Source organism: Bacillus sp. LUNF1 (assembly GCF_011008975.1).
GTDB classification, from domain to species: Bacteria; Bacillota; Bacilli; order Bacillales; family Bacillaceae; genus Bacillus; species Bacillus velezensis.
This window is the reverse complement of sequence record NZ_CP048876.1, coordinates 1,672,941-1,687,848: the sequence shown is the minus strand read 5'-3', so window position 1 is coordinate 1,687,848 and position 14,908 is coordinate 1,672,941. Positions and strand designations below refer to the sequence as shown.

At 45.8% G+C, this 14,908-nt stretch carries 11 protein-coding genes; all 11 read right to left on the bottom strand.

Features of this window, described 5'->3' with window-relative positions:
* Positions 1–30: 30 nt before the first annotated feature.
* Complete coding sequence (yfmH, locus tag G4O42_RS08475) at positions 31–1,317, bottom strand: EF-P 5-aminopentanol modification-associated protein YfmH (protein ID WP_032874941.1); 1,287 nt, start codon at positions 1,315–1,317, stop codon at positions 31–33.
* Positions 1,314–2,594, bottom strand: coding sequence for an EF-P 5-aminopentanol modification-associated protein YfmF (yfmF, locus tag G4O42_RS08470; RefSeq protein ID WP_012117578.1), 1,281 nt, complete (start codon positions 2,592–2,594; stop codon positions 1,314–1,316). Before yfmF ends, yfmH begins: the two co-directional genes overlap by 4 nt.
* Before the next feature lie 151 nt (positions 2,595–2,745).
* Positions 2,746–5,865 carry an MMPL family transporter gene (locus G4O42_RS08465; protein WP_032874939.1) on the bottom strand — a complete coding sequence of 1,040 codons (3,120 nt, stop codon included), beginning with the start codon at positions 5,863–5,865 and terminating at the stop codon, positions 2,746–2,748.
* Positions 5,865–6,320 carry a MarR family winged helix-turn-helix transcriptional regulator gene (locus G4O42_RS08460; protein WP_003154157.1) on the bottom strand — a complete coding sequence of 152 codons (456 nt, stop codon included), beginning with the start codon at positions 6,318–6,320 and terminating at the stop codon, positions 5,865–5,867. The genes G4O42_RS08465 and G4O42_RS08460 overlap by 1 nt, the downstream gene beginning before the upstream one ends.
* A gap of 106 nt (positions 6,321–6,426) precedes the next feature.
* Positions 6,427–7,656 (bottom strand): bacillibactin exporter BcbE, encoded by a 1,230-nt coding sequence (gene bcbE / locus G4O42_RS08455; protein ID WP_017417794.1) that lies wholly within the window; start codon positions 7,654–7,656, stop codon positions 6,427–6,429.
* Positions 7,657–7,767: 111 nt separating this feature from the next.
* Positions 7,768–8,493, bottom strand: coding sequence for a GntR family transcriptional regulator (locus G4O42_RS08450; protein ID WP_007409813.1), 726 nt, complete (start codon positions 8,491–8,493; stop codon positions 7,768–7,770).
* Between the two features lie 124 nt (positions 8,494–8,617).
* Complete coding sequence (locus G4O42_RS08445) at positions 8,618–10,978, bottom strand: FtsK/SpoIIIE family DNA translocase (protein WP_032874937.1); 2,361 nt, start codon at positions 10,976–10,978, stop codon at positions 8,618–8,620.
* A 134-nt stretch (positions 10,979–11,112) separates the two neighbouring features.
* The gene (locus tag G4O42_RS08440) at positions 11,113–11,322 is read right to left on the bottom strand and encodes a YlzJ-like family protein (protein WP_032874935.1); all 210 of its coding nucleotides are present in this window, start codon (positions 11,320–11,322) and stop codon (positions 11,113–11,115) included.
* Positions 11,319–12,056 carry a ClpP family protease gene (locus tag G4O42_RS08435; RefSeq protein WP_003154162.1) on the bottom strand — a complete coding sequence of 246 codons (738 nt, stop codon included), beginning with the start codon at positions 12,054–12,056 and terminating at the stop codon, positions 11,319–11,321. Before G4O42_RS08435 ends, G4O42_RS08440 begins: the two co-directional genes overlap by 4 nt.
* A gap of 115 nt (positions 12,057–12,171) precedes the next feature.
* Complete coding sequence (rnjB, locus tag G4O42_RS08430) at positions 12,172–13,839, bottom strand: ribonuclease J2 (protein WP_032874933.1); 1,668 nt, start codon at positions 13,837–13,839, stop codon at positions 12,172–12,174.
* Positions 13,840–14,017: 178 nt separating this feature from the next.
* Entirely contained in the window at positions 14,018–14,887 is an 870-nt protein-coding gene (gene dapA, locus G4O42_RS08425; protein WP_003154166.1) for a 4-hydroxy-tetrahydrodipicolinate synthase, read from the bottom strand.
* Positions 14,888–14,908 lie beyond the last annotated feature (21 nt).

Genomic DNA, 14,908 nt, shown 5'->3' with positions numbered 1-14,908 from the left:
ACATCCCTCAGGGCGTGAGGGATGTTTTTGTTATGATTTTGGCACGACTTTGCAGACTGTCAGCCTTTCTTCTGATATTTCTTCTTTAATAACCCGCTTTACGTCTTCCAGCGTAATCTGCTCCAGTACGGTTACGACATCAAACAGACTCATATCTAAAAAGGCGTAGCGTGTGAATTGGTTGGCGATATATTCAGGCGAATTGAGCGCTTTTAAGAATGACCCGATCTTCTTTTTTCTCGCAAGGTCAAGTTTTTCCGCAGTCACGGCTGATTCCGCATCAAGCAGCATGTGTTTTAATTCGTCAGCGAGCTTATCCGGCTCCGGTGTATCTCCTCCGACAGAGGCAAAACCGAATCCGTATTCAGCCGTGTAATCAAAGCTGAAGGTTTCATCAATGTAGCCTTTGTCGTACAAGTCGCCGTAATGCGGTGAGCTTTTTCCGAAAAGACATTCAAGCATGAGGTTCATGCTGAGCTCGTGCTTCAACAGCTCCTGCCCCGTTTTATAAGGGTCTTTCGCCTTTAAGCCGACAAGACATTTTGAGCCTTGCACGTTCATTTTTAACTCCTGCTCCCGGCGGAAGACCGCTTCCTGCTCCTGAACTTCTTCACGTTTGATTTCAGGCTGGTCTGTAAACGGCTTTTTCTCCTGGTTTTTCCGCACCTGGCTGATGACCGCTTCAGGATCTACGGGACCGACGATAAAGAGCAGCATATTGCTCGGGTGATAAAACGTTTCGTAGCACTCATACAGCAGATCTTTCGTAATATGTGAGATGCTCTCCACCGTTCCGGCAATGTCAATTTTCACGGGGTGGTCTTTATACATATTTTCGATAAGGCCGAAAAACAGCCGCCAATCCGGATTATCATCATACATATTGATTTCCTGGCCGATGATGCCTTTTTCTTTTTCAACTGATTTTTCCGTGAAATACGGGTCCTGAACAAAATCCACGAGTGTTTCCAGGTTTTTCTCCACATTAGAAGTGCTGGAGAACAGATAAGCGGTTCGTGTAAATGATGTAAAGGCATTTGCCGACGCCCCCTGCTTACTGAAGTCCTGAAACACGTCGCCGTCCGCTTTTTCAAACAGTTTATGCTCCAGAAAATGCGCGATTCCGTCAGGGACGTGTACCATTTCTTCCTTATTTAAAGGAACGAATTGATTGTCAATGGAACCGTACTTTGTCGTAAACACGGCGTATGTTTTATTAAAGCCCTGTTTCGGCAGCACATAGACATCAAGGCCGTTTGCCATTTTTTCATGATACAGCGTTTCCTGAAGCTGTTCGAAGTTTATCGGTTTAGTCAAGATGCTCCCCCCGTCCCTTTTAAGAAATAAGTCGTATCCAGCTTAATGTTCTTTCCGACATTGATAATGTCCTCTTTTGTCACTTTCTCGATATTGTCAAGGAATCTTTCGATCGGTATCTCTACTTGGGCTGAGGCCTGCTGATACAGAAATTCCGCTAAACCGTATGCCGTATCAATGGTTTCTAATACTTGGTTTTTAATAACGGCTTTCGTTTGGGCGATATCATCTTCTGAAAAGTCACCGTTTTGCATAGCCTGAAACTGTTCTTCAATGATGGTGACGGCCTGCTTGTAATTTTTCACCTCAATGCCCGACATGACCATCAAAAGCCCTTTGAAGCTTTCCACCCTTGAGGCTGCATAATAGGCGAGGCTCGCTTTTTCACGGACATTTATAAACAGCTTTGAATGAGAGAAACCTCCGAACAGCCCGTTAAACACCTGCAATGCAGGATAATCCGGATCTGTATATGTCGTATTGGTCCGAAATCCGATATTCAGCTTGCCCTGCTTGACGTCCTCTTCATCAATGACTTCCTTCGGATCGGGCTGTTCATTCGCCGCGCTTCTTTCAAAAGGCTGCAGCTCCCGTTCTTCCGTTTTAAAGTACGTATCAACGGCCGTTTTCACCTGATCTGTATCAACATCGCCGATGACGTACAGGTCCAGCTGATCTTCGCGTATGGCTTTTTGATAGGCTTCATACAAATCTTGCGGTGTAATGTGTTCAACATCATCGAACTCGCCGTTGACGTGAAGGGCATACGGTTCGCTTTTGCACATTTCCTGAACGAGACGCAGATTAGAATATCTCATCTTATCATCATATACGGCTTGAATCCGCTGTTTCAGCGTCCGTTTTTCCTGCGTGACATAAAGGGGCAGGAAGGCGCCGTTTTCCAAAGCGGGCGAAAAGACAAGCTCTGATAAAAGCTGAAGGCCTTTTTCCAATAACGGTGTGCGGTCCTTCAGATACTTTTCATTAGGAATCTCAAGCCTGAACGTAATGACATGACGTTCTCCCTTTTTTGTCAGATCAGCTGAAACGGATGTGCCGTACAGCTCATCAAAATAAGACCGCAGATCAGCGGTTTTCGGGCGGCTTTCTGTTCCGCGCAGAAGCACATGCGGAAACAGCGCTCTTTTTGTTACGAGCTCTTTCGTTAAAGGAGCCAGCATTTTAAACGTCAGCGAAACGGTTTTAAATTTCTCGGTCTTTACGATGTGGGCGGTGATCCCGCCGTGCTTTGACTTCATTTCATTTACGTAAGTCATGTGAAACCTCCTTCGTTCATTCTTTCATAGTATGTATTATGACCAAATTTCAGCATTCGCAAAAAAGAGTACGCAGATGTAATTATATCAACTGGAGGATTTATAAGGAAACAAAAAACCTCTGCCCGAAAACAGGCAGAGATATTGAACGTTATTTTTTCAAATTGAAAGGCCACCAGTTGGCTCTTCCGAATATTTTCACCATGACCGGTACAAAAAACGGAAGGACCACAATTGCGTACATGAGAAGGCCTGTTAATACCACGGTTGCAATCTGTAATAAGGAAAGAACGCCTGACGGCAGCATGGCCGCAAAGGTTCCCGCTAAAATAATCGCCGCAGAAATGATGACGGAACCCATATTTTTCATACTGCTGATCATTGCGGGTTCCGTTCCTTCTTTTTTAAGCTCATTAAAACGGTCCATTAAAAAGATGGAATAATCCACGCCTAGAGCCATCAAAATGACAAAGCCGAAGAACGGCACGGCCCAGTTTACGCCCGGATACCCGAAGAAGTGTGTAAAGATGTATTCCGTCACGCCGATGGATGCGAAATACGTCAGTACGAGCGACGCCACTAAATAAACAGGCATAATGAGGGAGCGCAGCATCACGATGAGAATCAGAAAAATTCCCGCCAGCATAAACATTGCCGTCCGTTTGAAGTCTGAATCCGATACTTCCTTCAGATCGGCATTCATGCTGGAGACTCCCGAAACGCCGAAGGAAGCATTCTTCAGATCCGTGTTCGGAATGGCCCTTTTTACGCTCGCTTTGATCGCTTGAATATCTTGAACGGCCGTATTTGAGTAAGGATTATTATCAAGAACGACGGTCAATTCTGTCGTTTTTCTGTCATCTGACATGTACGTATTAAACACGCTTGTGAAATCACTGTTTGTCAACGCGTCTTTCGGCACAAACCAGCCTGTCATTTCTTTGTCTGACGCCTTGTGAAGCTCACCCAGGTAATCATTCGCCCCCATCATGCCGCTTGATACTTTCTTAAGCCCTTTTACACTGTCGTTAAGGCCGGAAGAAAGATCGCTGAGCCGGGAAGAAAAATCACCGAGACCGCTCTTCATTTTTTTCTGGCCCTCCGCGAGCTGTCCTGCCGCCGATTCAAGGCGCGGCATTTGTCCTGCGAGAGCCCCCTGTCCGTCTGACACTTGCTGCAGACCGTTTTCAATACTGGTCAGACCGTTGATCATTGCGTTAATTTGAGTGTCAATCTTCTTCTGAGCGGCTGCCAGCCGGGCAAATTGTTTTTCCGCTTGCTGCAGATGAGCCTTTTGACTGTCGACCTGTTTAGAAAAAGCTTCTGCATCCGCGTTTGCCTTGGAAACGGCTGACTGTACACCCGTAAAGGCCGATTTGATTTCTTGGTAAGAGGGATCGGTTTTGACTGACGGTATTGACGCTTCCAATTTTGCAAACGGCAGCCGGGCAAGCTGCTTGTTCAAATCGGCAAGCTGTCTGCTGGCTTCATCTTTCATCGGCAGGACGGTTTTTACCAATTTTAAAGCGTTTTGCGTTTCTGAAGCGAGACCGCTGTTTTGTTTGAGCTGTGAAGTCAGCATTTGTTTTTGCTCTTCAATCTGCTTTCTCATCTGGGCGACGCCGGCTTTATTCTCGTTCACGCCAGCCTGCAGTTTATTCAGGTTTTCTCCTATATCAGAAAGCCCGGATTTCAGAGACAATGTTCCGTCAATAAGCTGATTGACGCTTTTCCCCGACTCTTCGATCTGCGGCTGTGAATCAGCTAACGACTGTGCGGCATGCCCTAATCCGTCCGTGATTTTTTCAAGTCCCGTATTGCCCTTATCAAGTCCTTCTTGAAGCTGCTTTGCCTGATTTGTGACAAATAATTGATTCAATCCGTTTCCAGCAGGGCGCGTGGCGCTTCTGACCGTTTTTACACCCTCTGTTTTTTCAAGTTCTCTGCTGATTTTTTCGATATCAATCAGGTGTTTTTCGGTATTTAAAGTCGCATCATTTTTGATGACGACTGTGGCCGGAAGAAGTTCTCCCGGGCCGAAGGCGTCTGAAATCGTATTAAACGCGCGGACGGATTCATATTTATCCCCGATTTCGTCAAGACTGTTGTAAGATAGCGCCCCTTTGTAAAGAAGGATAGGCGGGACAGTGAATGCCGCAACGATTGCAAGACTGATGAGCGGCCTTTTAAATGAAAACCGCCCTGACGTTTCCCATGCTTTGCTTTGAGGATGGGAAATATCGCCCTTCACAGGCCAAAACAGTCTTTTTCCTAAAACAGCCATAAAAAACGGCACGATCGTCATGAGCGCAAGCAGCAGCACCGCGACACCGACCGCAACGGCGGCTGCCGACTGATACAGCTTAAATGTCGCAAATCCGATGCAGGCAAATCCGATCAGCACTGCACCGCCGCTGTACAAAACCGTCTTTCCGGCCGTTTTGTAGGTGACGACGATCGCTTCTCTTATATCAGCGCCATGCGACAGTTCTTCTTTAAACCGGCTGAGAAGCAGAATGCAGTAGTCTGTACCGATTCCAAACATAATCGCAACCATAAAAATCTGAGTAAAAGTTGAGAGCGGAAAATTCAGTTGATCGACTAAAAATGCGACAATCGACTGGCTGACTAAATAAGATATCAATACTGATAAAAGCGGTACAAACGGAGCGACCACTGACCGAAATACAAGAATCAGCACGATCAGGATAAAGGCAACCGTTATATATTCAGTCTTTTTTAAGCCGTCCTGCGAGCTTTTTAACACATCTTCGTCGATCAGCGACTGGCCTGTAATGCCGTATGATACGCCGTACGGTTTCAGCTCTTTATCAATTTTATTTTTTATTTCGAGGATATCGTTTTTGGATGTATCAAGCTGCAGCTGAACGAGCATCGTTTGTCTGTCTTTTGACAGCAGCTGTTTTTTGATGTCGTCATTTTTCTCCCCGAAGTATGAAGTCACCGTTTTAATCTGAAGCGCTTTTTTCTGTTCAGACAAAGTGCTGACGGCTTCTTCCAGACGATCTTTTTTGTCTGTCATTAAGCCTTTTTCGTGAAATACGATGACGGCAGAAGAAGACGGTGCATCTGAATCAGACATTTCATCAAGCAATTCATGGGCGTAAGAAGAGGAATACCCGTCCGGTACGGAAATCTGCCCTTTCTCCCGTGTCAATTCAGCCATACCAGGCGCTGTAAGCATAAATATCACCGTTGCGGCGACCCATACCGCGGCGATGATCCAGCGGGCTCGGATAATGTTTTTCATTATGTCTGCTGATCCTCCTCTGTCATCATCAATCGATATAATTTTTCATATGTATTAACGAACATCTCCGCCTCGTCTTCATCAAAATACATAATATATGAACGGACGAGTTCCTCAATCCGCCGCTCCACACGGTGAAATACTTCCGTCCCCTTTTCCGTGACATTTAAAAGTATGCTCCGGCGGTCGCTTTGGCTGCGTTCTCTATTGATGTAGCCTTTTTCATACAGGCGGTTCGTCATCGATGTAATGGCGCTTTTATTGACGTGGCACACCGCGGCCAGTTCAATTGATTTGCAATCCGGATTGAGCATAATATAGCGGAGGATGTAATATTGATCCAATGTCAGCTCTTTGTTCACTTTTTCAGCGATAATGCTGTCAATTTTTTTTAAGACGTGCAGGTATACATCGGAATAACGCTGAATCAGCTGCTTTACTTTTTCTTCATGCACCTTTTCCCCCTCCTTCCGATAGTTAATATGTTTAACTATTAAAAAGAATAACGACTTGACGGTATCATGTCAATCTTCAAAATAAAATAAAAAAAGACAGTGCAGATTACACCGTCTTTAATGATTCCTTTTTTTCTTTTGCTTGTGATGAGATATTTAACAGCGCTAAAAATACAGACACAATGCCGCAAAAAGCGGATAAAATAAAAATCAGCCAGCCTGCATTTGACATCAGGGCAGCAAAGATCGGCGGTCCCGCCGCTACTCCGATAAACCGCATGCTGTTATAAAATGAGGTGATGGTTCCCGATTCCTCGTTGTCTACGCCTTCTGTGATGACAGCGTCTAAAGCCGGCAATGCCATTCCGATACCGATACCGCTGACACACAAAAAGATAAATAATAAATAAAAACTGTGATTCCACCATAGGCCGATAAACGACAGTGTCACGGCACTCATTCCGAAAACGATGCAAAACTTCATTTTGCCTTGGTCTTTTCCGATTTTTCTGCCTGATATATATGAACTGACGGATAGAAATAAAAGCGGGATTGCCAAAAGCGCTCCTTTAGCCACACCGTCAATTCCGTATTTCTTCTCCAGTGAGTCTGATAAATAAAAAAGAACCCCGAACAGCAAAAACATAATCACGCAGCCGATGATAAAAACCGTAAAGAGCCAGCGTCCGTCACGCTTAAATATGCGGCCGACATTTTTCACAAATTCGGAAATAGAAGGCGCTTCTTTTTGTTCCTCCGGCTTTGCCACCAAAAACAATACGAGAAAAAAACTGATGAGCGAAAAAAACGGAATGAACCAAAACGGCATAAACCAAAACCATGCAGCCAAGAGCGACCCGAGAATCGGGCTTATTACTTTCCCGGCAGTGTTAGACGTCTCAATGTCGCCGAGCCCCGCGGTAATCCGCTCATCATCCCCTTTGAATAAATCACCGATAAACGGCATCACTACAGGAGCCGCCCCTGCCGAACCGATTCCCTGCAGCACCCGTCCCGCCAAGATAATGGGATAAGGATGCTTGAACGCGGTGGAAGCTATCGCGGCAAGCGCTCCGCCCGCACCGGCTATGAGAAGACAAGGCAGAAGAACCTTTTTTCTTCCGAATTTATCGGACAAATATCCGGCAATCGGAATACAAATAATCGCCACAATCGAATAGACCGTTATAATTAACGATACTTGAAAAGACGATATGGACAGCTTCTTTTCAATCATCGGAAGCACAGGAATCAGCATGGAATTCCCGAGTGTCATCACGAGCGGTACAGAAGCCAGAGCAATGATATTTTTCGTTCCATTTTTCTTCTTACTCAACTTATTCACCCATTCACTATACTTGGTTGTTTCCTGTTTTATTGTGCCTTGCAGAAAACAAAGTATGTACTGAAACGGCAAATAAAAAAACAGACACATGACGCGTCTGTCTTAAAAACGTTTTCTTACAACATGAAAACTGAACTTATCAGCCCGGAAATAATTTAATGAATACAGCACAGGTTCATCATTCTGATTATAGTGGGTTTGCTTCAGCAATAAAAGCGCCGTCTCCGGCTCACATTCCAAAACCGGTGAAATCGTATCGTGATATCCGATCGGTTCGATATCAGCAACGGCATAGCTGATCACAGACCCGGAGTTTTTTTCCAAAAGATCGAAAATAGACTCCTGTTCATGACAGAAAGAATTCGGCAGAATGTGCATCGGAATCGTATCTAAACAATAAACGACCGGAGTGCCGCTTGCCGTTCTCACGCGTTCCAAATAAAAAAGCTCCTGCTCAGGCTCAAGCCGGAATCTAGCGATATCTTCATCAGACGGCGTGATGACCTGAGACGACAAAAAAATCGTACCCGGCACCATGTTCGCCTGCTGAATCGTTTTCGTCACGCTGTTGAGCTGTTCAATACCTGAAAGAAACAGCGGTTTTGTATGGACGAAAGTGCCCACACCGTGCCTTCTGATAATCACATGCTCCTCTTCAAGGATACGCAAAGCTTCACGCAGAGTTGCCCGGCTGACACCCATTGATTTTGAAAGCTCAAATTCAGAAGGAAGCTTTTCCTTTTCGGTGTAAATTCCGTTTTGTATATCCTCTTTGATTCGCTCAATCACTTTTAGATACAAGTGACGATTGTCAGCTTTTGTAGACATGTTTCCCCTCCGTAAACCACTTTCATAAATTATTGAACAATTGGGACAACTATATCATGTTTTAATAAAAAAATAAATAGGAATGATTTTGGTGATATCATTTTCAGTGAAAACTCTCTCCTTTTTAAGAAGAGAGCTCATCATATTGTTCCTTAGATAATAGTACTTCCCTCGGTTTGCTTCCTTCATACGGCCCGACGACGCCCCGTTCCTCCATTGCGTCAATCAGACGGGCAGCTCTCGTATATCCGATTCTGAACCGCCTTTGAAGCATGGAGACTGATGCCGTCTGCATGCCGATAATCAAATCGACCGCTTCGTCATAGAGATCATCCGTTACTTCACTGTGTGTTTCCGAAACTTCTTCCGGAATCATCTCTTCTTGATACTGCGCTTTTTGCTGCGTAATGACATGATCGACGACATGCTCAACCTCTTCATCGGATAAGAATGCCCCTTGCACACGCACCGGCTTATTTGCGCCTACAGGCAGAAACAGCATGTCTCCGCGCCCCAGAAGCTTTTCAGCGCCGCCCATGTCTAAAATTGTCCGTGAATCGGTCTGAGATGAGACACTGAAGGCAATTCTTGATGGAATGTTGGCTTTAATAACACCGGTAATAACGTCAACTGAAGGCCTCTGTGTCGCGATAATCAAATGAATTCCCGCCGCCCGCGCCATCTGTGAAAGTCTCGTAATTGAATCTTCCACGTCGGAAGAAGCGACCATCATCAGATCAGCAAGCTCGTCAACGATGACGACGATGTACGGGAGCTCAGGCTGCTTGACTTCTTCTTCGGCATTTGACCGCTTGATATGGTCGTTATAGCCTTCTATATTTCTCGTACCCGTATGGGAGAACAGCTCATAGCGGCGCTCCATCTCATTGACGACCTTTTTCAAAGCCTGCGAGGCCTTTTTCGGATCTGTCACGACCGGCGCAAGCAGATGAGGAATGCCGTTATACACATTCAGCTCAACCATTTTCGGGTCAATCATCATCATCTTCACTTCATGCGGTTTGGCCCTCATCAGAATGCTCGTAATAATACCGTTGACACAGACGCTTTTTCCGCTTCCCGTTGCCCCGGCTACAAGCAGGTGGGGCATTTTGTTCAGTTCGGCAAGCACGGCTTCCCCGGAAATATTTCGTCCCAAGCCGATCAGAAGCTTCGCGTCCGGCTTGTCATTGAGCTTGGATTCAAGCACTTCTTTTAACGAAACCATCGCAACTTCAGCATTGGGCACCTCGATGCCGATTGCTGATTTACCCGGAATCGGCGCTTCTATCCGGATATCCTTCGCGGCAAGCGCGAGCGCGAGGTCATCGCTCAGATTCACGATTTTACTGACTTTGACCCCGACGTCCGGATACACTTCATATTTTGTGACCGCCGGACCGAGATGAACCTGGGTCACTTTCGCCTTTACGCCGAAGCTTTGAAAAGTCCTTTCGAGTTTTCTTGCATTCTCGTAAATGTTTTTCTTATCGGTCTGCTGGCCGGTATGTTTCGGGTCAGCCAGTATGTCCAATGAAGGCATTTGATAATCTTTATTTTCAAGCTCTGTAAACGTCATCGGCGGAGCCGCAGCCGTTTCGCCACTGTCTTGAGCGCCGCCGGAAGGCTCATATTTTGCCGCTTGTGCCGTCTCCTGCGTTTTTTCCGGAATCAGCGGTTCGGCGGGCTCTTCCTGACGGTCTGAAAAGCTTGAAATAATCGGCTCTGAATGGATGATCGGCGAAATAATTTCCTCATCCTCTTCCTCCGGTTCAGGCTCTTCTTTTTTCTTTTGAACCCGTTTTTGTTTTTTGCCCGATTTTGTTTTTGTTTTCGGCGAAGACATATTCGTTCTGACCGTCTTCATATCCTCAAGAAATGCCTGCCACTGGCCGCGGATAAACCGGCCGACGGGGCTCGTCCACTTTTTGAGCGTTTCCTGCAGTGAACGCCCTGTTACAAGAATCAGCCCCATTAAGATCAGCACGATCGCCATGATTTGTGAACCCGTTGATGCAAATAAAAAGTGGGAAGCTGCAAACAGTACCGCGCCGATCATGCCGCCGCCCAAATCAGGGGAAGCAGCCTGCTGTTTCATGTCAATCATAAACAGCTCCCACGTGTTGCCGATGACACTTGCCGACCGAATCGACCCGTGATGAGACAGATTTTTAAAGAGCTGCACGTGAGACAGCAGCAATATACTTGCGATAATACAGTACAACCCTGCCTTTCTTCTCGTTAAAAGGCTTGGACTCTTCTTTTTCCAAAACAGCGAAATTCCGAGAAGGAAGAGCGCAATTAAGCATAAAATAAACCACTCTCCGGCAAAAAAACGGAACAAGTACACAAATGTCTGTCCCACAACGCCGAGCTGCAAAACAGCAATAATTGAGATTGCAACACAGAGCAGTCCGCTTAGTTCGTATTTTAGATTGAGCTTACTCTCTTGTTTCTTTTTAGATTTCCGTTTTTTCTTTGCCACACTCATCACCTTACTGCGTTAAAAAATGTAAAATCATACATCATGAAGAAAAGCAGCCTTTTGCCGGCTGCATTTTTCTGTAGGATTCCCCTATTATAGCATATTTTGCCCCCGAGAAACGGACTGAATGCCGGTTAGATTTTCAGCTTGATTTTTTGTCCCGGAGCGATGTCCGGATTCAGAAAATCCATCGGGTTCGTACTTAAAATCTGTACGACTTCAGCTTCATTTCCCTTCATCTCAACTAACAGCGGCACGCCGGCGTAATCTACCTGTTCATGCACGCTTTGCTCTATATCCTGACCGTAAATGACTTCTTGGGGCATGACGGTATAAAGGATCATTGAATCATCCTTCCTTCCTCGCCCTTTCGTTCCTCAATCAGCTGATTCAGCTTTTTTATCGCCTGTCCGACGCCGCCCACGGCATCAATTAATCCGTAATCAGCCGCATCTTTGCCGACTACGTTCGTTCCGATGTCCCTGGTTAAGTTTCCTTTTGAAAACATCAGCTCTTTGAATTTTTCTTCAGAAATATTTGAATGATGGGTCACAAAGTTGACGACCCGCTCCTGCATTTTATCCAGGTATTCAAATGTTTGCGGAACCCCGATAACCAGACCTGTAAGCCGAACGGGGTGTATGGTCATAGTCGCTGTTTCCGCGATAAAACTATGATCACATGACACGGCGATCGGCACACCTATCGAGTGGCCCCCGCCGAGTACGATTGAAACGGTCGGTTTTGATAAGGATGCGAGCATTTCCGCAATCGCAAGCCCCGCTTCCACATCGCCTCCGACGGTGTTTAAGATGATCAGAAGTCCTTCGATTTTCGGATTTTGCTCAATCGCGACGATTTGCGGAATGACGTGTTCATATTTGGTTGTTTTATTTTGCGGCGGGAGCTGGACATGCCCCTCAATTTGGCCGATGATCGTCAGGCAGTGAATATTGGTATCTTGGGACATTTGCGGCAGAGATGTCTCTCCCAGCTGCTGAATTTTGCTCATAATGCTGTCTTTCGCATCTGATTTTTCGGGCTGCTGTTCTTCGGTGTTTTCCATACGATGATCCATTTTATCTTTCACCCTTTCCGAATGTCTCTTTGTATTATGAACAAAGATGATGATTTCCATCCGGGACATGAACAAAAACACAGCCGGAGCATCATGCGCTCCGGCTGTGTATACATTATACTTCCATAATGATCGGAATGATCATCGGCTTGCGTTTTGTTTTTTCATAAAGGAATTGATTCAGCGCATCACGCATTGCCTGTTTCAGCGTGGACCATTCTACGGCAGATGTTTCTGTCGCTTCAGTCACGATAGAGCGGACGAGCTCAGTAGCTTGTACAATTAAACCTTCTGATTCTCTGACATACACGAAACCGCGCGTAATGATCTCAGGACCTGATACGAGGTTCTTTTTCTGCTTATCGAGTGAAATCACGACGATGAGAATGCCGTCTTGTGACAATAAGCGGCGGTCTCTCAGCACGATGTTGCCGATGTCGCCGACACCGAGGCCGTCAATCAGAACGTTTCCGTACGTGACTTTATCCCCGATTTTTACATTCTGTCCGCGGAATTCAACGACGTCACCTTTTTCAATCAAGAAAATGTCGCTGCGTTTCATGCCGATCTCTTCTGCGATTTTGGAATGCGCTTTTTGCATTCTGAATTCACCGTTAACCGGAATTAAATATTTCGGTTTCAGCAAATTAAGCATGAGTTTCAATTCTTCCTGCGAACCGTGACCGGACACATGCACGCGTTTTTGGGCGAAAATGACTTGAGCGCCGGCGCGGGCAAGCAGGTTGACGGTTTTGGAATATATCAATTCATGCCCCGGAATCGGTGTTGATGCAATGACAACGGTGTCTCCTTCTTCAATGTTAAGCTGCTTGTGCGCCTGCTTAGCCATCCGCGTAAGAGCGGCCAGCGGCTCACCATGGCTTCCGGCTGTAACAATTGCCACTTCCCGCTTCGGATATTTTTTCACATCCTGTACAGGAATAAACATTTCATCTTCGGCTTCAATATAGCCGAGCTTGCGCCCCAGCTGAAGCACGTTTTGCAGATTTTTTCCGGCGATTGCAAGTTTGCGGCCGTTCTGGACGGCAGCCTGTATCACTTGCTGGATCCGGTTGATATTAGACGCGAATACAGCAATGATGACACGGTTTTCTGAATTGTTCATCGCATCGGCAATTTCACCGCTTACATATGCTTCTGACGGAGTATATCCCGGGCGCTCCGCATTGGCGCTGTCAGAAAGCAGGGCGAGCACGCCGCTGTTTCCGATTTTGGCAATTTCGCCAATATCACATGATTGGTGATAAGCAGGCGTCTGGTCAAATTTGAAGTCTCCCGTGCATACAATAGAGCCAAGTGATGTTTTGAAGCTGACTCCCACTGAATCCGGAATACTGTGAATCGTTTTAAAGAACGATACTTTCGTTGTTTCAAATGTAATGACTGATTTAGAATGAACTTCACGCAAATCAGCTTTTCGATTATGCCCGTACTGCTTGAGTTTTTCTCTCAGTAATGCAAGCGTAAGCTTCGTTCCGTATACCGGCACCGACAGCTTGTTCAATAAATAAAAGACGCCCCCGATGTTTTCATCGTGCCCGTGTGTCAGAAAGATGGCCTTCACGCGGTCAGCCCGTTCTACTAAGTAGGAAATATCCGGAATGACGACATCAATACCGAGCATTTCATTTTCAGGGTGCATCAGCCCTGCATCCACTACAAATATGTCTGAGTCAATTTCAATGACATATAGGTTCTTCCCAATTTCTCCAACGCCGCCAAGGGCGATAATTCTGACGTTTTCTGTATTTTTCTTTTTCAAAATCTGTATCCTCCTAGTCTCATACCCGTCCATCATCACTTGTTCCTATTATAACTGATATCAATTTTAGAAAACAAGAAGAAGCGGAAGGTTTAGGGAAAACCAATATGTATACAAAACGGTCAAACTCACGATAAAAATGAGAATGACCGCGTATTTTAACTGTATAAATTTTTTCTTACAGTTCGCTGATGACGCTGCTCAGGCTCAGACGTTCATCTTCATTCAGCGGGATAAGAGGAAGACGCACAGATCCGACATCAAGGCCTTTCAGCTGTAGCGCCGTTTTGACCGGAGCCGGATTAGGCGCTTTAAAGAGCTCCTTCATGATCGGCAGAAGCTTCTGATGAATCAGTGCCGCGGTTGCCGTCTGCCCGTTTGTATAGTTTTTAATCATCTGCTGCATGTCAGAACCTACGATATGGCTGGCCACTGACACGACTCCTCTTCCGCCGACTGCGAGAATAGGAAGCGTTAACCCGTCATCACCTGAATAGACGTAAAAATCTTCCGGTGTTTCGGCAATGATTTTCGTAATGGCATCAAGATCGCCGCTCGCTTCTTTAATCGCAGAGATATTCGGAATCTCCGCAAGTCTGATGGCCGTTTCCGGCGCAAGCGAAGCGACCGTTCTGCCCGGCACGTTGTAAAGCATCACAGGAAGAGACGTTTCTTCCGCAATGGCTTTAAAATGACGGTACATCCCCTCTTGGGAAGGCTTATTATAATACGGCGTGACAAGCATAACGCAATCGACGCCGGCTTCTTCAGCTTTTTTTGTCAGTTTAATGGAGTCTTTCGTATTGTTGCTTCCCGTACCCGCAATAACAGGCACGCGTCCGTTCACTTCTTTGACTGTAAATTCAAAGAGTGCAATTTTTTCTTCCGTTGAAAGTGTCGGAGATTCGCCGGTCGTACCTGCGACGACTAAAGAATCCGTGCCGTTTTTCAACAAATAGTCGATTAATGTAGACAGTTTTTGAAAGTCTACATTCCCTTTACTGTCAAAGGGGGTAATCATCGCTGTAGATATATTTCCGACATTCATTTTTTTCACCTCATCATGATT